This window comes from Streptomyces sp. NBC_00440 (assembly GCF_036014215.1).
Taxonomy (GTDB): Bacteria; Actinomycetota; Actinomycetes; order Streptomycetales; family Streptomycetaceae; genus Streptomyces.
Genome location: NZ_CP107921.1, coordinates 477085 through 499627 on the forward strand (window position 1 = coordinate 477085; position 22543 = coordinate 499627).

Consider the following 22543-nt stretch of genomic DNA (forward strand, 5'->3'; position numbering starts at 1 on the left):
GTCCCGGACGGCCCAGCGGGGGCCGCAGCCGTACCGGCCGATACGGGCCGGCGGCGCGGTGCGGGATATGTGGTACGGTGCGATCAGCACTTGTGTACGCCCCTCGATGGGCGCCGGTGCCAGTTATCGCATTTACCGCGTATCGCGTTCTCTTGCTGCTGCGCCTTTCTTCTCATGATCGGCGATCCGGCTCACAAGCACCACCTCTCCCGGCCCGGGCTCTTCCGCCCGTCGCACGGGGCGTGCCGACACCGCCCCCGCCGGGTCTCTCCTCCGCATGCCCCGAGACGGCATGCCCGCGAAAGGACTCGCCATGACCACCACACTCGAACGCCCTCCTGTCCAGCAGGATCTGTCCGTCGCCGCCTCCGGCGTCCTCGATGTCACCGGCCGGGGGCACGGCCTGCTGCGCACCCACGCCGGGCCGGGCTCCCGCCCGTCGCCCGACGATGTCCAGGTGACGGCCGCTCAGATTCGCCAGTTCGGCCTGCGTGCAGGCGACTTCGTCGAAGGAACCTGTGCACGGCCCGGCGCCCCGGCCCGGGTCGACCGGGTCAACGGCCGCCCGCCCGAGGCCCTTCGGGGCCGCCGGCACTTCCGCGACCTGACACCTCTGCACCCGCGTGAGCGGCTGCGCCTCGAAACGCCGGGCGGCGCCGCGGCGACCCGCCTCATCGACCTGATAGCCCCGATCGGCAAGGGGCAGCGCGGCCTGATCGTCGCGCCGCCCAGGACCGGTAAGACCGTGCTGCTCCAGCAGCTCGCGGCCGCCGTCGCGGCCAATCACCCGGAGTGCCATCTGATGGTGGTGCTGCTCGACGAACGCCCCGAGGAGGTCACCGACATGCGCCGCTCCGTACGGGGCGACGTCCTCGCGTCGACCTTCGACAGGCCGGCGAAGGAGCACATCGCACTCGCCGACCTCGCGGTGGAGCGTGCCAAGCGCCTGGTCGAACAGGGCGAGGACGTCGTCATCCTGCTCGACTCCCTGACCCGGCTCTGCCGGGCGCACAACAACACGGCCGCATCGGGCGGCCGGACCCTGTCGGGCGGTGTCGACGCCGCGGCGGTGCAGGGCCCCAAGCGGCTCTTCGGCGCCGCGCGCCTCGCCGAGGAGGGCGGATCGCTGACCATCCTCGCCACTGCACTGGTCGACACCGGCTCCCGCGCCGACGACTACTTCTTCGAAGAGCTGAAGAGCACCGGCAACATGGAGCTCCGGCTGGACCGCGCGCTGGCCGACAAGCGCGTCTTCCCGGCCGTCGACATCACACCTTCGGGCACCCGGCACGAGGAACTGCTCCTCGCCGAGGGCGAGTTGGCCGTCGTGCGGGGGCTGCGCCGGGCGCTGCGCTCCAGGGACGGGCAGACGACGCTGGAAGCGCTGCTCGACAAGATCCGGCACACGCCGGACAACGCCGCTTTCCTGCGCCAGATCCACCGCACGGTCCCCGGCGCCTGATCTCCCGGCGCACGGGCCCCCGCCGCGGAGCCTCAGCCGGCCAGGGCCGCCGAGACGACAGCCTTCGCCTCCTCCTGGACCTGCCCGAGATGGCCGGCCCCCAGGAAGGACTCGGCATAGATCTTGTAGACGTCCTCGGTACCCGACGGCCTGGCCGCGAACCAGGCGTTCTCCGTGGTCACCTTGATGCCGCCGATGGCCGCGCCGTTGCCGGGTGCCTCGGTGAGCACCGCCGTGACCCGCTCCCCCGCCAGGGTGTCCGCGGTGATCTGCCCGGGCGAGAGCCTGGCGAGCACCGCCTTCTCCGTACGGTCGGCAGGGGCGTCGATCCTGGCGTAGGCGGGCGCGCCGAAGCGCTCGGTGAGCGCCGTGTAGTGCTCGGACGGGGTCTTCCCGGTGACCGCGAGGATCTCGGAAGCGAGCAGGGCCAGGATGATGCCGTCCTTGTCGGTGGTCCACACCGACCCGTCGCGGCGCAGGAACGACGCTCCCGCCGACTCCTCGCCGCCGAAGCCCAGCGAACCGTCCACCAGGCCGTCCACGAACCACTTGAACCCGACCGGAACTTCGACCAGTTCGCGGCCCAGGCCGGCCGCCACCCGGTCGATCATCCCCGACGAGACCAGCGTCTTGCCGATGGCCGCGCCCGCGGGCCACCGCTCCCGGTGGGTGAACAGGTACGAGATCGCGGCGGCCAGATAGTGGTTGGGGTTCATCAGCCCGGCGTCCGGGGTGACGATGCCGTGCCGGTCGGCGTCGGCATCGTTGCCGGTGGCGATCCGGTACTCGTCACACCGCTCGATCAGCGACGCCATCGCGTACGGCGAAGAGCAGTCCATCCGGATCTTCCCGTCCCAGTCCAGGGTCATGAACCGCCAGGTCGGGTCGGCGAGCGGATTGACCACCGTCAGGTCGATGCGGTGCTGTTCGGCGATCCGGCCCCAGTACGCGACGGATGCCCCGCCCAGCGGGTCGGCGCCGATCCGCAGGCCGGCGGCGCGCACGGCGTCCAGGTCCAGCACGGCGGGCAGGTCGCTCACATACGTACCGAGGAAGTCGTAGCGCCCGGTCGTGGAGGCGGCCAGCGCGCGGGTGTACGGCAGCCGGCGTACGTCCTTGAGACCGGCGGCGATGATCTCGTTGGCCCGGTCCTGGATCCAGCCGGTCGCGTCGGATCCGGCCGGGCCGCCGCTCGGCGGGTTGTACTTGAACCCGCCGTCGGCGGGCGGGTTGTGCGAGGGGGTGACCACCACACCGTCGGCGAGCCCCGAGGTCCGGCCGCGGTTGTACGTGAGGATGGCGTGCGAGACGGCCGGGGTCGGGGTGTAGCCGTCGGCCGAGTCGACAAGCAGGGTCACCTCGTTGGCCGCGAACACCTCGACGGCGGTGACCCGGGCCGGTTCGGACAGCGCATGGGTGTCGGCGCCGAGGAAGAGCGGACCGTCGGTCCCCTGCTGTGCGCGGTACTCGCAGATCGCCTGACTGGTGGCGGCGATGTGGTCCTCGTTGAACGCGGTGGCGAAGGACGAGCCACGGTGCCCCGAGGTGCCGAACGCCACGCGCTGGGCGGGCTCGTCGGGGTCCGGGTGCAGCGCGTAGTACGAGGTCACCAGCCGGGCGACATCGGTGAGGTCCTCCGGTCGCGCCGGCTGCCCCGCTCGTTCGTGCGCCATCTGCCCACTCCTCCACATCGGTCGTCGGAATCAGTTTGTCAGCTCATCCTCACGGGTCTGCGGCGTGTTCGGCGGATGCCCCGCCGTACGGCGGCGGGCCCGGCCGGTGACGGGCGCGGTATCCGCCTCGGCCACCGGCCGGGCCCGGGGCGGCTCGGCTCAGGTCATCTCATCTCAGCGGAACGCCGTCGCTCCCCCGCGCGCTGCCAGCGCCGGAGAAGGGGGCGAAGGTGTGGCTGAAGTACCACGTGTCCTGTGCGATACCGGAGCAGGTGTCGGAGCCACCCGTCCCGGGGCATCCGCCGTTGTCGCGCTGCAGCGCCCAGAACGAGAGGGTGCTGAGCCCCTTGGTGGTGGCCCAGTCGTAGACGGAGGCCGCGTCGGCCGTGGTGAACGTCTCGGCGGCCCCGAAGTCGTCGATGCCCGGCATCTCGGTGACGCCGATCATCCCCCAGAGCTGCGCCTCGGTCTTCGACGGGTACAGCGAGGCGAGCTGCTTCTCCAGACCGCTGGTCGCGGTCCGGGTGTCGTCCGCCATGTTGTGGGTGGCGTTGTCGTAGTAGTCGAACGTCATGAGGTTGACGACGTCGACCTTGGCACCGTAGGTGTTCGCGCTCTTCAACACGGCGAGCCCGCTGCTCGCGAGGCCGCTCGTGGTGGTGGGCAGCGTGTAGGAGACCTGCACCGGGCGGCCGTTGGCCGCCGCCCAGTCCTGCACCTTCTTGATCGCCTGGTTGCGGCGGTCGATGCCCGCCTTGTTGGTCAGCGAGTTGTCCTCGACGTCCATGTCGAGACGCGAGACGTCATAGGTCGTGATGACCTTCTCGTACGCCGCGGCGATGGAGTCCACACTGGTGCAGCTGTCGGCGATCTCGGTGCCGCCGTCGTCCGCCGCGTACCCGCCGAAGGACGGGATCACGTCGCCGCCGCGCGAGCGCATCGTCGTGATGTCCGCTCCGTACACGGACGAGGACACCGGCCGGCCCGTGTCGCCGTTCCAGTAGGGCGTGCAGGAACCCTGCGCGTCGGACTGGAGGAAGGCCATGGTCAGGTACTTGGCGCCGGACTGCTGCGAGAGGTCCGCGAGGCTGTCGCCGTTGTACGCCTCGAAGTACGGGGCGAAGACGTGCGCGGGCAGGGGGGTCGCGGCCGCGTGCGCCGCGCCGCTTCCGGTCAGGACCATCCCGGCGGAGGCCGCGGCGGTCGCCAGGGTGGTCAGCAGGGCGCGAACGGATCTCATCAGTCTCATGGGGGCTCCCAGTGGGGTGGGACAACAGGCGGACCGGGCCCCATGATTGGTCTGGACCATCATGACGTCAAGGGTCCAGACCAGTTCGTTCCTGAGTGTTTGCCCTGTACCCCCCCCTACTGGAGAGTGGAGTTGATGATGTGTCAGGTCGCTACGGCGCGCCCCGGTCACATCCGCCGGGCCACCACGAGGCGCCAGCGCGGGCTGCCGTCCGGCCTCCGGCCGAACTCCTCCAGCGGCAGCAGCTCCACCGAGAATCCGGCCCGGGTCAGATCGTCCCGCACCGCGCCCAGCGGGAACGTCCGGTAGTACATGACGAACCGCGGCCGCCACACCAGATTCCGCACCCGCATCACCGAGTCGAAGCCGAGCAGCGTCCAGTACAGCGGGTCACGGAAGGACTGCGGCGCCCCGATGGGGAAGGCGAAGACTCCGCCGGGCCGCAGCGCCCGGTGGACCCCGGCAAACAGGCCGGGGCGTTCAGCGGGCAGGAAGTGGCCGAAAGCGCCGAAACTCACGGCCAGGTCGAAGGCGCTCCGGAACGGCAGGTCCCGGGCGTCGGCGCGTACCCACTCGGCCACCGGTACGGCGGCACCCGCCTCCGCCCGGCGGGCGGCGGCCAGCATCCCGGCGCTGAAGTCCACCCCGGTGACGCGCTCCGTGCAGAGCGAGCGCAGCACCTGGGTGCCCGCTCCCGTCCCGCAGCAGACATCGAGCCCCGCCCCGAACGGGCCGAGCGGGCGCAGTGCGCCGCCGACCGCGTCCAGGACGCGGTCGGGCGTACGGAACGGGGTCTGGTCGAACTTCGGTGCCAGCAGGTCGTAACCCCGCTCGATCGAGGAGAGCGCCTGCACGGTCAGCTCCCGGAGGGTCGGACCCTGCGGGGCGAACGGCCGCCGCAGGCCCGAGAGCGCGGCCCTGACCCGGGAAGCCATCAGCTGCCCCCTTCCGGCTGGAGCCCTGCCTGCCGGGCCACCGCCTCGCTGTGCGCGAGATGGCTGCGTCCCGCCTCGCCCAGCTGTCCGAGCACCCCAGCGAGGACCGTCTCCACCGTGGCCAGCGTCGGCACCAGGCTGTCGTACGGAGAGGGGGCGGCCACCTGGCTCGGCAGGACGACATCGGCGACGTTGGTCACCGGGGAGAGCCAGGTGTCGGTGAAGAGCACGATCTTGCTGCCGCGCCGCCGTGCCATCTCACCGATGACGCTCTTGTCCGGTTCGTAGCGGCGGTAGTCGAAGACGACGAGGACGTCCTGTTTGCCGAGTCCAGCGAGCACGGCGGTCCGCTCCACGTCACGGTCGGGCAGGAGCACCACATCGTCGCGCAGCTGCATCAGGTGCAGAGCCAGGTACTGGGCCAGCAGATGCGTGAACCGGCCGCCGACGAGGACGACACGGTGCTTGGGATGGCTGAGCAGACCGACCGCGGCCCGCAGGTCGTGCGGCGGCAGTTCGCGCAGCGTACGGGCCACCGCCGCGCTGAACACGTCCTGTTCCCGTTCGCCCTCTCCCTGCTCCTCCTCCTGTTCCCGCGCTCCCTCGTCCGGTGCGTCGCCCGGCTGCGGGAGGAGCGGACCACTGCCGTATCCGCGCGTGCTGTACAGCTCCAGCGGCGAGGCGCTGCGTTCCTCCAGCTCGTCGCGGAGCGCTGCCTGGAAGCCGGGGAACCCCTTGTATCCGAGCCTGTTGACGAAGCGGATCACGGTGGGGGCGCTCACCCCGGCCCGTTCGGCGAGTGTGGCCACGGTCTCGAAGCCCGCCGACGGGTAGCCCGCGAGGAGTACCCGGGCCACCTTGCGCTCGGCGGGACTCAGGTCGCCGAGTCTGTGCCGGATCTCTTCGGCAAGTGAGGACATGGACCACGCCACCTTTCAGAGGCTTCAGATTACGCAGGCGGGCCGCTCCCCGTGACATCGCGTGGGCGGGCCGCCCGCCGGCGGCCCGCTCCGCGAGGCCGGTCAGCCGCTCCGCGCGTCCCCGAGCGCCACGATCAGGGCACCCAGCAGGGCGGTCCTGACGGGCACCGTGCTGACGTCGAGCCACTCGTCCGGGCTGTGATCGCCACCGCCGACCGGGCCGAGACCGTCGAGGACGGGTACTCCGGTTCCGGCGATGGTGTTGGCGTCACCGACACCGCCGGTGGCAGCGGCTCCCAGACCGATTCCCAGAGCCTCCGCCGCCTCCCGCGCCTGTCCGAGCATGACGCGGGCCCGCGCGGTGTCCTCCATCGGCGGACAGCTGTCGGTCTGCCGTACGGTCGCGGTGGTGCCCGGCACGGACAGCCGGGCAGCGGCGGCTGCGACCGCCTCCTTCGCACACCGGATGCCCTCGGCGGTCGACGACCGTATCTCCACGTGCAACTCGGCTTCGGGACAGACGATGTTGATACGGCTGCCCGCCCTGACCATCCCCACATTGACGGTCACGTCGCTCCAGCGTCCGTTCAGCCGCTGGCAGTCGATGAGAAGGTGCGCGGCGGCCAGCGCGGCGTTCGCGCCGCGTTCCGGTTCGATACCGGCGTGGGCCGCCCGCCCTGTGACGGTGACGAGGAGGTCCACCACACCCTTGCGGGCGATGACCAGGTCACCGTTCTCCCGCGCGCACTCCAGGCCGAGACCGTAGTCGATGCCCGCACAGAGCGAGGCCGTCACGGGCCGGCTTGCCGGGGAACCGATCTCCTCGTCGGGGGTGGCGAGGAAGACGATCTCGGCGAAATCCAGCATCCGCCGGTGCACCAGGAGTTCGACCGCGGCGAGACCGGCCAGCAGGCCGCCCTTGTCGTCGCTGCATCCGGGGCCGCGGGCGAATCCGTCGTCCACGGCGAAGGGCCGCTCCGCCGCGGTTCCTTCCTCGAAGACGGTGTCCATGTGCCCGGCCAGCAGGATGCGCCGCCCGCCCTCTTCCACCGGGAGGCGGCCGTGCAGTCGTCCCACAACCAGATCACCGCACTCCGGACCGGGGCGGTCAGCGCCATGGGCGCGGTCGACGGTGACCGGTATCCGGTCCGTCTCGAATCCCATGGCCGCCAGCCGGCGAACGGTCCAGGTCGCGACCCGGTTGACTCCCGCGGGGGTGTAGGAGCCGGAGTCGATCGACACGAGGTGTGCCAGATCGGCCAGGTACCGGTCCTGACGGGCGACGGCGTCGGGCAGCAGGAGGGAAGCGGCGTGGGCAGCCGTGCCGTGCTGCCGTACGCGGGCCATCACAGGACCTTCGAAAGGAAGGCGCGGGTGCGCTCGTGCCGGGGCTCGCCGAGCACCTGCCGCGGATCTCCCGACTCGACCACGACCCCGCCGTCCATGAAGACGGCGGTGTCGGCGACTTCCCGGGCGAAACCGATCTCGTGGGTGACGACGATCATCGTCATGCCGTCCGCCGCGAGTTGACGCATGACGTCGAGTACATCGCCGACCAGTTCGGGATCCAGTGCCGACGTGGGCTCGTCGAAGAGCATCAGTTCCGGCCGCATCGCCAGCGCCCTGGCGATCGCCACACGCTGCTGCTGCCCACCCGAGAGCCGGGAGGGATAGCAGTCGGCGCGGTCGGCGAGGCCGACCCGGTCGAGGAGGCGCAGCGCATCGGTGTGCGCCGCGGCCCTCGGGACGCCGGCCACTCTCACGGGGGCCTCCATCACGTTCTGCACCGCCGTCATGTGCGGGAAGAGATTGAACCTCTGGAAGACCATCCCGATATGCCGCCGCCTGAGGGCGACTTCACGCTCCCTCAGTTCGTGCAGCCTGCTGCCCTGTTGGCGATAGCCCACCGGGGCTCCGTCGACGGTCAGTGTGCCGGCGTCGAGCTTCTCCAGGTGGTTGATGCAGCGCAGGAAGGTCGACTTCCCCGAACCGGAGGGGCCCAGCAGACAGCAGACCTGGCCGCGTTCCACGGTGAGGTCGATGCCCCGCAGCACGGCGGCCTTCCCGAAACTCTTGCGTACGCCGTCGGCGTGCACCATCGGTGTTACCACAGTCATCGCTCCATGTCCGGTTCGTCGGGTCGGGGGCCGGGCCGGGCGATGCGCAGGAAGGCGCCCGTCACCAGGCGCTTCACGGGACCGGCGGCCGGTACCGTCGCGCCGCGGCCGTACCGTCGCTCCAGCCAGGCCTGCGGCAGGCTGAGCGCGGTGACCAGGATCAGGTACCAGATGGCTGCGACCACGAGCATCGGCATGACCTGGTAGTTCTGGGCGTACACGTCCTGGATGTTGGACATCAGGTCGTGCGCCGAGATCACGGAGACCAGAGCGGTCATCTTGAGCATGTTGATCGTCTCGTTGCCCAGTGGCGGAATGATCACTCGCATGGCCTGGGGCAGCACGATGCGCCGGGTGGTCAGGGCGGGCCCCATCCCCAGCGAGTGGGCTGCCTCGGCCTGCCCCGGATCGACGGACTGGATGCCGGCCCGGACGATCTCGCTGATGTACGCGGCCTCGTTCAGCCCCAGGGCCAGCAGCGCCGCCACCGCCGGGGTGAGCAGTGAGTTGGTGTCCGCCCTGAGGAAGGTGATGTGGGTGTACGGGACGCCGATCAGTACGTGGTGGTAGAGCGCGCCCGCGTATCCCCAGAAGATGATCTGGACCAGGAGGGGGGTACTCCGGAAGAACCAGACGAACGAGGTCGACAGGGTGCTCAGGACCGGGTTGTGCGACAGGCGGAGCACGGCCACGAGGACACCGAGGCCGAGGCCGAGCGCCATGGCGGCAGCCGTGAGCCAGAGTGTGGTGGCCAGACCGCGGAAGACCAGGCCGTTGAAGACGTAGCGTCCGACGACGGGCCAGTGCAGGTTGCTGTTTCCGGCCAGCGAACCGATCAGTCCGGCGAGAGCGACGGCCGCGACCGCGGCGGCGATCCAGCGGCCCCAGTGGCGGACCGGTACGACGGTGAGGCTCTGCGGCACGGGCGGTGCCACGGTCGTGGCGCTGCCCTGCGTGGCTCCCGAGGGTGTGGTGGCATGCATATCAGGACACCGCCGGGTTGCTGGTCGCGTCCTTCACGGCGATGGAGGCTGCACCGTACTTCGCGCAGATCTTCCTGAGTGTGCCGTCGCCGATCAGTTCCCGCAGGGCCTTCCGGATCGCGCCGGTCAGCCGGGGAAGCCGTTGGGTGACGCCGATGCCGTTGGGGGTGGCGTCGTAACCCGCGCCGTGCGCCGGGTCCTTGACGAGTGCGAAGGTGTGGCCCCCGTCGGCGGTCCGCGCCGTCCACCCGGCCGCGGGTTCCGTCAGCAGATCGGCGGCGACCTTCCCGGAGCGCAGGGCGAGTTGCGCGTCGGAGTCCTTGGGGAAGCTCTGGATCGCGATGGGGGCCCTGCCGATATGGGCACACGCGGACTGATGCGCCTTGAGCACGTCCAGTTGGTGGGCCGCGGCCTCCACACCCACCTTTCTGCCGCAGAGGTCGTCCAGGCGGGCGATCCTGTGCGGGTTTCCCCTGGTGACGAGAATCCCGGAGCCGGAAACGGAGTAGTCCACGAAGTCGAGGACCCGCCGGCGCGCCTCGCTGTCGGTCATCGCCGACATCACCACATCGAACTTGCCCGCCTGGATGGCGGGCACGATGCCGTCGAACTTCTGTGGTGTGAAGGCGAATCGCACGCCGAGTTTGGCGCCGATTGCCTGCCCGAGGTCGTAGTCGATGCCGGTGAGCGCGGGCTCGCCGTCGGTCACGAACATGACGAACGGCGCGTACGGCGCGTCGGTGGCGACCCGGACCGTTCCGGAGGACCTGACCGGCTCGGGCAGAGCGGCGTGCAGTGCCGCGTCGCGCGTCACATGCACACCGGCGATGTTCGCGGTGGCCGGCTGGGCCGCTCCCCCGCTGTCCGTGTGCTCTCCGCACGCGGACAGCGAGATGGCCGACGAAATGGACAGTGCGGTTGCCGCTGCTGCGCGACGGAATGAGCGGGTGTGCAACACAGATGCCTCCCACGGATGTCCCGTGCGGTGGGTTCACCGCCGGATGGCATCTGGCACGTTACACACTCATGTAATTATTGCTCTACTGTAATTTCTATTACATCCCGGTAACGGGCTCACGTCGCGCCACCCGGCCGGACCGTCCGCTGCGTACCGGTGCGGTGGACTCCCGCACCACCAGGCGCGGCCGGATCAGCAGGGACCGGCCGGCCGCGGGCGCGGATTCGATGCAGGCCCGCAGCTGCTGGAAGGTCTCGGCCGCCATCTCCGGCAGCGGCTGGCGCACGGTGGTCAGCGGCGGTTCGAAGAGGTCGGCGAGCAAAATGTCGTCGAAGCCGACCACCGAGACGTCCTGCCCCGCCCTGTGCCCCGCGTCCTTGGCGCCCCGGCAGATCCCGATCGCACACATGTCGTTGATGGCGACGAACGCGGTGGGCGGCCGGTCCCCGGTCAGCAGCTCCCGCGCGGCGTTCCGGCCCAGCTCGGCCGCGTCCTTGTCACCGAACTCCGTGGTGACCGCGCCCGGCCAGACCACCGCGTCCCGCGGGTCGAGCCCTGCCGCCTCCAGCGCGGCGTGGAACCCGCGCAGCCGCTCCCGGCGGTTGACGCTGTGCACGGAACCGGAGACGAACGCCAGCCTGCGGTGGCCGAGTTCGATCAGATGACGGGTGGCCAGCTCGGCACCCATGGCGTTGTCCACGCTGATGCTGGCCAGCGACGGCGGGTCGCCGGCCTGCGCGGTGCGGTCGAAGGCGACCATCTTCAGCCCGCGGCTGAGCAGCGGGGTGACGTGGTCGAGCGTGGGCAGCGAGGAGCAGAGGACGACCCCGCTCACCCCGTCGGCCAGCAGTTCCTCGCCGTACTTCAGCTCGCGGGCCGGATCGCGCTCGCTGTTGCAGAGCAGCACGTGGTAGCCCTCGGCGAGCGCGATGGCCTCCAACTCCCGGGCGAGCGAACCCCAGAAGGGGTTGGCCACGGACGGCACGATGAGGCCGATGACCTTGATCCGGCCGGTGCGCAGCATCCGGGCCGCCCTGTTGGGCCGGTAGCTGAGCTGCTCGATCGCCTGCTCGACCCGGGCGAGCGTGGCCGCCTGCATCCGGTCCGTACGCCCATTGAGGACGTTGGAGACCGTACTTGCGGAGACCCCCGCGGCCTCCGCGACCTGATGGATCGTTACCTGGCTCATGCCACCTCCGGTTCGGACCGCACTAGCGAGATTAGTGTACCGATTTACTGAACTCTCTTCACCGATACATCCGTTAACTTCTCCGAAAAATTCTTGCGTACCAGCTGTTGACGTCGTTCCAGAGGCGTTCCTAGTCTCAGTGCATCGATTTACAAGCACATCTCAGCCATCCGCTTGGGTGCTACGCACATCCGCTTGGTGCCACGCACTGGATCGATCCACCACCTTCACCTCAAAAGGGGTGCCCCATGGAACTCAGCAGACGGTCGATGCTCACAGCCATCGGCGCGGGGACCGCCGTCGCCCTCACCGGTTGCGGCGCCGGCACCACAGCGGCGGGCTCGGCCAACGGTCCCGCCGAGGGCGAGATCACTCTCCTCACCCCGATCTACGAAGGCTCCGACGGCAAACAGCTGCTGGAGCAGAAGATCCTGGGCGGGTTCCGCAAGAAGTACCCGCACGTCAAGGTCAACGTGGACTACACCACGTACACCCAGCTCAACGAGAAGATCACCACCGGCCTCGCGGGCGGACTGCTGGCGGACGTCCTGATGATGGGCGTCGGCTGGATCCCACCGTTCGCCGCCAAGAAGGCGATCGCCCCGCTGCCCGAGAAGCTGGCCACCGCACACGACTACGAGAAGCGGGTGCTTGAGCCGTCCCGCTACGACGGGAAGCTGTACGCGCTGCCGGTCGTCCTCGACACCCGGATCGTCGTCTACCGCAAGGATCACTTCGCCGCGGCAGGCATCAGGAAGACACCCGCGAACTGGGCGGAACTGCGGGCGGTGGCCAAGCAGTTGACGAAGCAGGGCCGGATCGGCTTCGACCCGTTCTCCATCGAGCTGCGGCAGTGCTGGGAGACCTTCCTCTACGCCAACGGCGGCTCGCTGTTCAGCGCCGACGGCAAGGAGCCACGGTTCACCGACGCACGCGGGGTCGGGGCCCTCCAGTTCTTCAAGGACCTGATCGCCGACGGTTCGGTGGACTACACGAAGAAGACCGCCGAGGGCTCCCCGTCGAACGTCCAGACCGGCAAGGCGTCGATGATGATGACGAGCAGCGCCCTCTGGAAGCAGCTCGAAACGCAGAACCCCGAGCTCATCAAGGACGACAAGGTCGGCGCGTTCGTCCTCGCCAACCGGAAACCCGCGATGCTCCAGGGTGGCACCCTCGTCACCCAGTCGGCGAGCTCCAAGCAGCCCGCCGCGGCCCGTGCCCTGGTCGAGTACCTCGCCACGCCCGCGTCCATCCTCGGCGCCGCCGAACAGCGCGGCTCGGTCCCCGGACTCAGCGATCTCAACAACACCGGCTACGTCAAGCAGAACAAGTTCGTCGACATCTCCCTCCGGAACATGAGCGCCGCCTGCTCCGAGGGCGGCACCGCGGCCTGGATGGAGATCCGCGAAAAGATCAAGCCGACGCTGGAACCCGCCATCGTGGGCGGCCAGTCCGCGAAGGACGCCATCGCGGAACTCGGCCGGCTCGCCGAAGCCGCCATCGGCCGGATGTGAGGACCCGTCACTGTGGGAGCACCATCCGTACTCAAGGCCCGGCCCGCCCGGCCGCCCTCCCCTCCCGGCAACACCACCCCCGTACGCACCCGTCGCACCCCGGCGGGCCCCGGCCGCAGACGCCGCCGCGCCGGAATGCTGATGGTGGCGCCCGCGCTGCTGCACGCCTCGCTCTGGATCGGTCTGCCGGTACTCGCCTCGGTGGTGCTGGCCTTCACCAAGTACGACGTGCTGACCGCGCCGCGCTTCGTGGGCCTGGACAACTTCCGGGAGATGCTGGGCGACGAGGTCTTCCGCAAGTCCATTGCCAACACGGTCGTCTACACCTTCTTCACCGTGCCGTTCGGCATGGTGCTGGGGCTGCTGCTGGCCCTGGCCCTGCACACCGGGCTCAAGGCGCGCGGTCTGTTCCGCACTGCGGTCTTCCTGCCGCAGGTGACGGCGACCGTCGCCATCGCCCTGGTCTGGCTGTGGATCTACAACCCGGGAAACGGCCTGTTCAACACGCTGCTCTCGTTCGCCGGGATCAGCGGCCCGGCCTGGCTGTCGTCGACGTCCTGGGCGATGCCCTCGGTCATCCTCGTTGGCATCTGGCAGGGCATCGGCATGAAGATGCTGATCTATCTGGCCGCGCTGCAGACCCTGCCGAAGGAGCTGTACGAGGCGGCTTCGGTGGACGGCGCCTCCAGGACGCGGCAGTTCTTCTCGATCACCCTGCCGCTGCTCAAACCCGCGACGTTCTTCGTCCTCATCACCTCGATGATCAACGCGTTCCAGTCCTTCGACCAGATCTACATCCTCACCGACGGCGGCCCCGCCAACAGCACCACGATGATGACGTACGAGATCTACAAGTCCGCCTTCCGGGAGTTCCGCGTCGGATACGCCTGCGCGCAGTCGCTGGTGCTCTTCGTCCTGCTGATGGGTTTCACCCTGGTCAACCGGCGGATCATGGGAGGCACCCGTGGCCACAGCTGAACTCCGCAAGCAGGGGCCCGGCCGCAAGCAGGGGCCCAACCGTGAGTCGAGCCCCGGCCGTGAGCCGAGGCCCGACCGCGCGCCGGTGGCCCCCGGCCGGGTGGCCCTCCATGTGACGCTGGCCGTGGTCTCCCTGCTGATGGTGGTGCCGTTCGTCTGGATGGTGCTCACCTCCCTGAAGACCCCGGTGGAGATCGCCTCGACCCACACCGAACTCCTGCCGCAGCACTGGCGGTTCAGCAACTACGCGGAGGCGCTGAAGGCCGCGCCGTTCGCCACGTACGCCCGGAACAGCTTCGTCATCGCCATCAGCCATACACTGATCAACGTGGTGGTGGCCTCGATGGCCGGGTACTCGCTGGCCCGCATCAGGTTCCGCGGAAGCGAGGTCATCTTCTACCTCTTCGTCGCCGCGCTGATGATCCCGACGTACACCAAGGTGCTGCCCGAGTTCCTGATCGTCCGCTTCATGCCACTGGCCGGCGGGAACGACCTCTTCGGCCAGGGCGGCAGCGGCTGGCTGGACACCTGGTGGGCGCTGATCGTGCCCGGCGCCGTCACCCCGTTCGCGGTCTTCCTCTTCCGCCAGTTCTATCTCGATCTGCCGGTCGAGCTGGAGGAGGCGGCCAGACTCGACGGGCTCGGCGAGTTCCGGATCTACGCCCGCATCATGACACCGCAGGTCAAGCCGGCGCTCACCACCGTCGCGCTGCTCACCTTCGAGGCTTCGTGGAACAACTTCCTCTGGCCGCTGCTGGTGACCCGCAGCGACAACCTGCGGGTGATCCAGGTGGGGCTCTCCGTCTTCAAGACCGAGAACGGCACCCAGTGGCAGTACCTGATGGCCGGCACCACCCTGGCCACTCTCCCCATGGTCGTCCTCTTCCTCATCGGCCAGCGCTATTTCGTGCAGGGCTTCGCAACCGCCGGTCTCAAGTGACCGGCTCCAGAAAGGGCTTCACCCATGTCTGCTGATCTCAACGGCTCCCGCGCACTGGTGACGGGAGCCGGCCACGGCATCGGCCGGGCCATCGCCGTCGCCCTGGCCGACGCGGGCGCCGATGTCGCCGTGCACTACCGCTCGTCCGCCGACGAGGCCGCGCAGACCGTCTCCGCGGTCGAGGCGCTGGGCCGCCGGGCCAAGGCGTTCCACGCCGACGTGACCGTCAGCCGGGACGTGGACCGGCTGGTGGAGGAGGCCACCGGGTTCCTCGGCGGCCTCGACATCCTGGTCTGCAACGCGGGCCATCTGATCGGCCGCGCGAAGATCTCCGAGATGACCGACGCCCACTTCGAACAGGTCGTATCCGCCAATCTCACGTCGATGTTCCGCACCTGCCGCGCCGCGCTGCCGTACCTCGCGCGGTCGTCCGCCGGCCGCATCATCACGATGTCGTCGCTCGCCGCGCACAACGGCGGCGGCCCCGGCTCGGTGGCGTACGCGGCGGCGAAGGCGGGCGTACGCGGCTTCACCAAGGGGCTGGCGAAGGAGGTCGCGGCGGACGGGATCACCGTGAACGCCGTCGCACCCGGCTTCATCAAGGGCACCGCCTTCCACGGCACGTTCACCGCACCCGCCGCGCAGCAGGCCATGGAGGCGGGCATCCCGGTCGGCCGGGCCGGTACCCCCGAGGACGTCGGTGCGGCCGTGGTGCATCTGGCGTCCCCCGCATCCGGCTTCCTCACCGCCACCACGGTGGACATCGACGGTGGCGTATGGCCCCGCTGAAGCGGATCGCCCGCGAGCGCGGCGGCTGGTGGCACGCGTACGTCTGCCCGGCCCACGGGGTGGAGCTCGACCACGGTGATCTGCTCAGCGGGGTGTTCCCCGACGAGGGCGCGCGCTGCGCGCACGGCTGCCGGGTGGACGACGAGAACGTACGCGGGGCCTGGCTGGTGCTCTCGCACCAGGCATGGGCCAGGCGGCTGCGGCTGCTCGCGCACCGGGGCGAGCGTGCCGAGGCCGTCGCCCGGCTGACCGAGTACGCGCAGCTCTACGCGGAGCTCGCGGACCGCCGGCACGGGGAGGCGCAGGACTGGATGCTGCGCGGCCGGCTCTTCCACCAGGCGCTCACCGACGCCATCTGGGCGGTGAACATCGGCCACGCGGTGAGCACGCTCGCCGAGCGCGGCACCGGTGACCTGGCCCCGCTGCTGCCGCTGCTGGACGCCCTGGAGCAGGCCGCTCTCGACGCCCGTGGGGTGCTGACCGGGCAGGGGCTCCTGGCGTCCAACTACACCGCCTGGCTGAACGCGGCGGGCTCGGCGGCCGGCCGCGCGTCGGCCGCGGTGCGCGGCCAGGAGTGGGACGGTGCGAAGCAGTGGCTGGAGGGCGAGCACGGCCTGTACGAGCATCTGCGGGCCGCGGTCGCCGACGACGGCTGGGAGTGGGAGGGCAGCACCTACTACCACGGCTTCGTGCTGCGGGCCGCGCTGCTCGCCCTGCGTTCGGCCGATCCGGCGGCAGTCCCGGCCGATGTCCTGGACGTACTGGCCGAAATGGCGGATGTGCTGGCGGCCGTCGCGACACCGGGCGGGATCCTGCCCGCCCTGCACGACGGTCCGTATCTGCGCGGCCCGCTCGCCCTGGAGTGGCTGGAACTGGTCGCGCTGGCACAGCAGTTGGTGCCGTCCACCGGGCTCGACGCGGTCGCGGACCGGGCCAGGCAGGAGCTGGGGGACGGCGACGACGGGCTCGACCGGGAGCTGGCCGGCTGGTTCGCGGGACCCGCTCTGCCACAGCGCCCGGCACCCGGCGCGGTCACCGTGTTCCCGGCGACCGGGTACGCGGTGCTGCGTGGGGCGGGGATCCACGCCGTACTGGACTTCGGCCCGCACGGAGGCTCGCACGGTCACCGCGACAAGTTGTCGCTCTATCTGTACGGCGACACCACGCCGTGGCAACCGGATCCGGGTCAAGTCCCCTACGCACACGCGGAGTTCCGGGATCTGTACGCGTCGTCCGACGCGCACCCGGCGTTCCGCGCGGACGGCGCGGAACAGGCCGAGTGCGCGGGATTCCTGCTCGGCTCGGACAGCTCATCGGTCACGGCCGGGGTGAGCGGGGCGTACGAAGAGGTGCGCGCGGTCCGGCGGATCGCCCTCGGCAGCAGCTATCTGGTGGACCTGCTGACGGTGGACGCCGAGAGCGCCCACCGGTTCACCGCGCAGCTGCGTCCCGGGACCGGACTGGACGTCCTGGTCCGGGCCACCGGCCCGGTGCGGACCACCTGGCACGGCGACGAGACGCTGCACGGCCTGCACACCCACACCGCGGGGGTCCCGGTACGCCCGCTGACCGTGCCGGGCCCGGGTCCTGCCGACGATCCGCAGCGCGTGCGCACCCGGGTCGACTTCACGGCCGCGGCGCCGCACGTCACCTTCGCGTCGGTGTATCAAGCGGCCGGCGCGGGCCCGGCCGTCACCGTCGTACGGCTGGACGGTGACGTGCTGACGGTCGGGCTGGCCGACGGCTCGACCGCGCTGTTCCGGACGGAGGACTGACCGTGCTGCTCTCCGCGACCCCGCCACCGGGCCCGCGTCCCGCTCAGGAGCTCCGGCTGTACGAGGAGGCCGCCCGCCTCCGTGGGCTGACCCCGCCCGCCGGCCATCCGGCGGCCAGCATCACCTGGCTCGGTCCCGCCGCCTCCAACCCGGCGCTGGCGTACCGGACGGGCGGTGACTCCGCGCACCTCGCGGAGAGCCGCCGCTGGATCGAGGCCGCGGTACGGCTGCCGCACTGGGGCAGGGCCCATATGCCGGACCACGATCTGGACGCGGGCTGGCTGCTGCACCATCTCTCCCTGGCGTACCGCTGGATCGGGGACGAGCTGCCCGGCGCCACGAGCGCGCTGCTGCGGTACAAACTGCTCCTCCAGGGGCGCCGGCTGTACGAGTTCGCGGTGGCGTCCGAGGGCCGCTGGTGGTCGTCGTCGTACTGGCAGAACCACAACTGGATCTGCTACGCGGGACTCGCCACCGCGGGGTATGTGCTGGGCAAGCAGGAGTGGACCGACCGGGCCAGGGACAATCTCGGCCGGGTTCTCGACCTGCTGCCCGATGACGGTTCGCACGCCGAGGGCGTCGTCTACTGGCGCTACGGGGTGCCCTGGCTCGCCATGCATCTGGACCTGCTCCAGGAGGCGGAAGGCACCGACTGGTGGGACCGCGGCGGATTCCTCCCCCGCACCTTCCACTACCGGCTGCACCAGACCGCGCCGGGGTTCGCACTCAACGTGGACCACGGCGACTGCCACGACCGGCGCAGCGGGCACAGCGCCGGGCTCTACTACCGGCTCGCCGCGCAGTACGGCATCGCCGAGGCGCAGTGGATGGGGAATCTGGCTTCGGGCGAGCTGCTGCGCGCGGAGGCCGCGGAGAGCGGAGTCCGGCCCGGCATCCTCCCGGAGGCGTATCTGGAGTACCTCTGGTACGACCCGTCGGTCCCGGCCCGCAGGCCCACCGGGACGCGGGCGTTCTTCCCGGATCTGGGGCTGCTCACCGCCCGTACCGGCTGGGACGCCAACGACACCCTGGTGTCGTTCAAGGCGAGTCCCGGCGGTGGCCACAAGGCGTGGGAGACCTCGGAGAAGCACCGGGCCGAACAGGGCTGGGAGACGCTGAACCAGGGTCACCACCACCCCGATTCGGGCTCCTTCGTGCTGGTCTCGCAGGGTGCTTTCCTCGCGGTCGACGAGGGCTACAGCAACCGCAAGCGGGCCGCGCACCACAATCTGCTGCTGGTCGACGGCCAGGGGTACGCGGACGAGGACCGCTACCACGTCTACGCGGGCATCCCCCATGAACGGCAGGCCAGGCAGCGCGATGTGCTGCTGGCCGGGGGCTGGGCGCACGCCACGGCGGAGATCGCCGCGATGTACGGTCCGGCGCTCGGGGTGCGCAGGCTCGACCGCACTCTGGTGTTCACGCCGGCGGGCCGGCTGGTGCTGCTCGACCTGGCCGAGGCGGACACCGGCCGGGAGTGGTCGTTCCTGCTCCAGACCGATGCGCCCACCGAGGAGCTGCCGGACGGCACCCGGCTGATCCGGTCGGGTGAAGCGACCGCCCACGTACGGCAGTTCGTGCCGGAGGGCGCCGTGTGGGCCTCGGAGGTGACGGAGGTCGAGGCGAACCCGACGTCCAGTACCCCGGACCTGAAACTCACCCGCACCCTGCACACGCTGCGCTCCACCACCGCGCGTACCGCGTCGGCACTGTTCCTCACCGCGGTCGAGCCCGGTGCGGTGGGCACGGCCCGCGCCCTGGAGTGCGCGGCAGGCGAGGGCATGGCCTTCGGCGGTGAGCGGGTGCTCCTCTCCCCCGCCGCTCACCGGATCCGGACGGCCGGGGTCACCGCCGACGCGGCGGCCGTGCTCCTCGCCGACAGTGCGGCGCCGTACGTGGTGGCGGCCCGGCGGCTCGAACTGGACGGCCGGGTGTTGCTCGACGCGGCCGAGCCGTACACCGGGAAGGTCGGCTGACCATGGATCGGACCCTCTCACCAAGCTGGCCGACGCTGCTGCGCCGGCTGGAGTTCGTCGCGTACCCGGCGGCGGCCGGGGCGGCGTTCGCGGTGCTCTCGCTCGGTGTGGTGACCTGGCTGCCCGCGCTGGCCGCGATGGCACACGCACTCCAGCGGTGGCGGGTGGACGGCGACAGCCGGTGCTTCGTCCACACATTCACGGCGTTCCCCCGGTACTGGCGGTCCCTGTGGCGGCACGGGCTGGTGTCCACCGCTGCCGCCGGTGTGCTCGCCGCCAACATCGTTCATCTGCTGGGCCGTTCGGATCCCTGGACGTTCGTGGTGCTGGCCGCGCAGGTGGGTATCGCGGCCGCCGCGGTCATCCACCATGTGGCACTCGCCGCCGAGGCGGGCCGGGACCCGGACGGTTCGGCCGGCGCCTGGACCCGGAACGCGCTCGCGCTCGGCTTCGGCTCGGCGGGCCGTGGCACCGCGCTGCTCGGCGCGGTGGTCTCGGCGGCACTCCTCTCTCTCGTCGTACCGCTGGGACCGCTGCTGCTGGGCCCCAGCATTCCGGTACTGCTCGCCCTCTCCTTCGGCGACAGTCCGTCCCCGATCCACACCGCCTTCACCCGGAGTAAGGGGCCAGCGTGCTGAACCGCAGAGACCACTCACACCACAGAGATCCCGGGCGACGTGCCGACGCTCCGCCCGGAGCGACCAGCCGTCGTACCGTCCTGGCCGGAGCGGCGGCGGTCGGCGCGGCCGCGGTGCTGCCCGTCGCCCTGGGCGCGGGCCCGGCGCGGGCCGCGACGGACGGCGCCGCCGCGCTGCGGGAGCGCTGGCACACCCTGCTCACCGGCGGCCCCGACCTGGACCAGGGTGACCAGCGGATCGCGGCGGCCGTCGAACGGGCCGGGCAGGCGGGGGCCACCGCGGCGAAGGGGCTCGACCCCACCCGGACCGACGGTCTCTTCCCCGACCTGACCGGCACGACGCTCTCCAACCAGGTCACGACGGCGTTCAAGCGGCTCGCCACGGCCGCGACCGCCTGGGCGGTCCCCGGAACCCCGCAGTACGGCGACGCCGCGCTCCGCGATCTGCTGCTGGCCGGGGTCGACTGGATGCTGACGAACCGGTACGGAGCTGCCCACCCCCGGTACGACAACGACTGGGACTGGGAGATCGGCTCGGCGCTCGCCCTCAACGACGCGTCGGTGCTCCTGCACGACGCGCTCGGCGCCGACCGGCTGGCCCGGATCACCGAAGCGGTGCGGCACTACACCCCGGATCCGAACCTCTGGCGGGCCGACCGGCAGATCGCGACCGGCGCCAACCGGGTCTGGATCTCCACCGTGGTCGCCGTCAACGCCGTGCTGCGGGACGACGGCGACGACCTGGTGCGAGTACGCGACGCCCTGTCGGACGTCGAGGGTTCGGGCGCCAACAGCGTGCTCGCCTTCAATGACGTGAGCGCGGCGGCGGAGAGCACCGGTGAGGGCTTCTACTCCGACGGGTCGTTCCTCCAGCACTACAAGCACCCGTACAACGGCGGGTACGGCAAGGAGCTGCTCAACAATCTCTCCCGGCTCCTGCATCTGCTCGCCGGGACCGGCTGGGCCGTCACCGATCCCGACCTCGACAACGTCCGCCGCTGGGTCGACGAGGGGTTCGACCCGCTGATCGCGCGCGGCGACGTGATGGCCTCGGTATGCGGCCGCGAGATCGCCCGGCCCAGCAAGCAGGGCCATGTGTCGGCGCAGACGGTCATCGAGGCGGTGGTGCGGCTGATCCCCGGCTTCCCCGGCGAGACCGCCGAGCGTTTCACCGCGCTGGTCAAACAGTGGATCGCCGAGGACACCTACCGGGACTTCCTCGGCGTGACCGATCTGGCGTCACTGGTCGCGGCGCAGCAGGTCGTCGCGTCCGCCGTCCCGGCTCGCGGCCGGCTGGTCGCGCATCAGCAGTACCCGCGGATGGACAAGGCGGCGCACCACCGGCCGTCGTTCGCGCTCGGTGTCTCCGCGTACTCGACGCGGATCTACAACTACGAGTCGATCCAGAACGAGAACCTGCACGGCTGGCACCTCTCGGACGGGATGGTGCTGCTGTACACCGATGATCTCGGGCACTACAGCGAGGACTACTGGCCGACCGTCGACCCGGCACGGCTGCCCGGGACCACCGTCGTGGCCGGCCGTCCGGCGGACGCCGCCGGGCAGCGCACCACCAGTACGGCGGACTGGGCGGGCGGGACCGCGCTGGCGGGGACGACGCTGGGGGCGTACGGCATGGAGCTGCGGGCGTACGGCTCCACCCTGACCGGGCTCAAGAGCTGGTTCTGCCTGGATGACGTGATCGTCTGCACCGGTTCCGGGATCACCGCGTCCGCGGGCCGGGCCGAGACCGTCGTCGAGAACCGCAAGCTGCGCGACGCGAAGGCGGCGCTGCTGGTCGACGGGGTTCCGGCTTCCACGGACACCGGATGGTCGGCCGGGCTCGACGAGGTCCGCTGGCTGCATCTGGAAGGCACCGGCGGCTATGTCTTCCCGGCGCCCGCCGCGCTGCGCGGCCTGCGTGAGGAGCGCACGGCGACCTGGCGTGAGATCAACACCAAGTACGGCACGGACACTCCGGTGACGCGCCCCTATCTGACGCTGTGGCAGGACCACGGCGAGGCGCCGGACGGCGCCGGGTACTTCTGGCTCCAGGCCCCCGCCGCGTCGGCCGAACGCACCCGGCTCTGGTCGCAGGCCCCGCCCGTCGAGCTGACCGCGGCCACCTCCGCGGTCCACGCGGTGCGGCGCGTCGCGGACGGTCTGCTCGCGGCGAACTTCTGGACCGCGGGCACCGCGCAGGAGCTCGCGTCGGACGGGCCGGCGTCGGTGCTGGTGCGGCCGGACGGGAAGACGGTCGCCGTGGCGCTCTCCGACCCGACCCAGCTGCGGGCCTCGGTCACCGTCACGCTGGCGCAGCGCGGCCTCACCGTCGCGTCGGCCGACCCCGGGGTGAGCACGGCCCCCGTACCGGACGGCATCCGGATCACCGCCGACACCTCGGGCCGCCACGGCGCGACCCTCGGCCTCACCCTGAAGAGGAGCTAG

At 70.8% G+C, this 22543-nt stretch carries 17 protein-coding genes and 1 pseudogene; 9 read left to right on the forward strand and 9 right to left on the reverse strand.

The features are described 5' to 3' along the window. Positions 1 to 313: 313 nt before the first annotated feature. Positions 314 to 1462 carry a transcription termination factor Rho gene (rho, locus tag OHB13_RS02160; RefSeq protein ID WP_328375147.1) on the forward strand — a complete coding sequence of 383 codons (1149 nt, stop codon included), beginning with the start codon at positions 314 to 316 and terminating at the stop codon, positions 1460 to 1462. A gap of 32 nt (positions 1463 to 1494) precedes the next feature. Here rho and pgm read toward each other — a convergent pair whose 3' ends face one another. The 9 genes and pseudogenes from pgm to OHB13_RS02205 form a co-directional block, all read right to left on the reverse strand. Further along, positions 1495 to 3135 (reverse strand): phosphoglucomutase (alpha-D-glucose-1,6-bisphosphate-dependent), encoded by a 1641-nt coding sequence (pgm, locus tag OHB13_RS02165; RefSeq protein WP_328375149.1) that lies wholly within the window; start codon positions 3133 to 3135, stop codon positions 1495 to 1497. Positions 3136 to 3322: 187 nt separating this feature from the next. Next, positions 3323 to 4384 (reverse strand): annotated as a pseudogene (locus OHB13_RS02170) (chitinase); the annotation flags it as partial. A 167-nt stretch (positions 4385 to 4551) separates the two neighbouring features. Then, a complete protein-coding gene (locus tag OHB13_RS02175; RefSeq protein WP_328375151.1) occupies positions 4552 to 5319 on the reverse strand; it encodes a class I SAM-dependent methyltransferase in 768 nt (255 codons plus the stop codon). After that, on the reverse strand, positions 5319 to 6239 hold the full coding sequence (locus OHB13_RS02180) for a MurR/RpiR family transcriptional regulator (protein WP_328375152.1): 921 nt from the start codon (positions 6237 to 6239) through the stop codon (positions 5319 to 5321). The genes OHB13_RS02175 and OHB13_RS02180 overlap by 1 nt, the downstream gene beginning before the upstream one ends. 102 nt (positions 6240 to 6341) lie before the next feature. Further along, positions 6342 to 7586, reverse strand: coding sequence for a M20/M25/M40 family metallo-hydrolase (locus OHB13_RS02185; RefSeq protein WP_328375154.1), 1245 nt, complete (start codon positions 7584 to 7586; stop codon positions 6342 to 6344). Continuing rightward, entirely contained in the window at positions 7586 to 8356 is a 771-nt protein-coding gene (locus tag OHB13_RS02190; RefSeq protein ID WP_328375156.1) for an amino acid ABC transporter ATP-binding protein, read from the reverse strand. Before OHB13_RS02190 ends, OHB13_RS02185 begins: the two co-directional genes overlap by 1 nt. Then, positions 8353 to 9339, reverse strand: coding sequence for an amino acid ABC transporter permease (locus OHB13_RS02195; protein ID WP_328375158.1), 987 nt, complete (start codon positions 9337 to 9339; stop codon positions 8353 to 8355). Before OHB13_RS02195 ends, OHB13_RS02190 begins: the two co-directional genes overlap by 4 nt. Before the next feature lies 1 nt (position 9340). Beyond that, complete coding sequence (locus tag OHB13_RS02200; RefSeq protein WP_328375160.1) at positions 9341 to 10159, reverse strand: ABC transporter substrate-binding protein; 819 nt, start codon at positions 10157 to 10159, stop codon at positions 9341 to 9343. A gap of 235 nt (positions 10160 to 10394) precedes the next feature. Then, positions 10395 to 11486: a LacI family DNA-binding transcriptional regulator gene (locus OHB13_RS02205; RefSeq protein WP_328375162.1), complete on the reverse strand. Its 1092-nt coding sequence runs from the start codon at positions 11484 to 11486 to the stop codon at positions 10395 to 10397. A gap of 248 nt (positions 11487 to 11734) precedes the next feature. Here OHB13_RS02205 and OHB13_RS02210 point away from each other — a divergent pair, with 248 nt between their 5' ends. Genes OHB13_RS02210 through OHB13_RS02245 form a run of 8 tightly spaced genes read left to right on the forward strand, consistent with a single transcriptional unit; the run spans position 11735 to position 22543 of the window. After that, positions 11735 to 13000 carry an extracellular solute-binding protein gene (locus OHB13_RS02210; protein WP_266859837.1) on the forward strand — a complete coding sequence of 422 codons (1266 nt, stop codon included), beginning with the start codon at positions 11735 to 11737 and terminating at the stop codon, positions 12998 to 13000. A gap of 12 nt (positions 13001 to 13012) precedes the next feature. Next, complete coding sequence (locus OHB13_RS02215) at positions 13013 to 13978, forward strand: carbohydrate ABC transporter permease (protein ID WP_266859835.1); 966 nt, start codon at positions 13013 to 13015, stop codon at positions 13976 to 13978. After that, positions 13965 to 14918, forward strand: coding sequence for a carbohydrate ABC transporter permease (locus OHB13_RS02220; RefSeq protein ID WP_328375164.1), 954 nt, complete (start codon positions 13965 to 13967; stop codon positions 14916 to 14918). Before OHB13_RS02215 ends, OHB13_RS02220 begins: the two co-directional genes overlap by 14 nt. 24 nt (positions 14919 to 14942) lie before the next feature. After that, positions 14943 to 15707, forward strand: coding sequence for an SDR family NAD(P)-dependent oxidoreductase (locus OHB13_RS02225; RefSeq protein WP_328375166.1), 765 nt, complete (start codon positions 14943 to 14945; stop codon positions 15705 to 15707). Next, positions 15695 to 17482, forward strand: coding sequence for a heparinase II/III domain-containing protein (locus OHB13_RS02230; RefSeq protein WP_328375168.1), 1788 nt, complete (start codon positions 15695 to 15697; stop codon positions 17480 to 17482). Before OHB13_RS02225 ends, OHB13_RS02230 begins: the two co-directional genes overlap by 13 nt. Before the next feature lie 2 nt (positions 17483 to 17484). Beyond that, a complete protein-coding gene (locus OHB13_RS02235; RefSeq protein ID WP_328375170.1) occupies positions 17485 to 19458 on the forward strand; it encodes a hypothetical protein in 1974 nt (657 codons plus the stop codon). A 2-nt stretch (positions 19459 to 19460) separates the two neighbouring features. Beyond that, a complete protein-coding gene (locus tag OHB13_RS02240; RefSeq protein ID WP_328375172.1) occupies positions 19461 to 20096 on the forward strand; it encodes a DUF624 domain-containing protein in 636 nt (211 codons plus the stop codon). Next, entirely contained in the window at positions 20090 to 22543 is a 2454-nt protein-coding gene (locus tag OHB13_RS02245) for a polysaccharide lyase 8 family protein (RefSeq protein ID WP_328375174.1), read from the forward strand. Before OHB13_RS02240 ends, OHB13_RS02245 begins: the two co-directional genes overlap by 7 nt.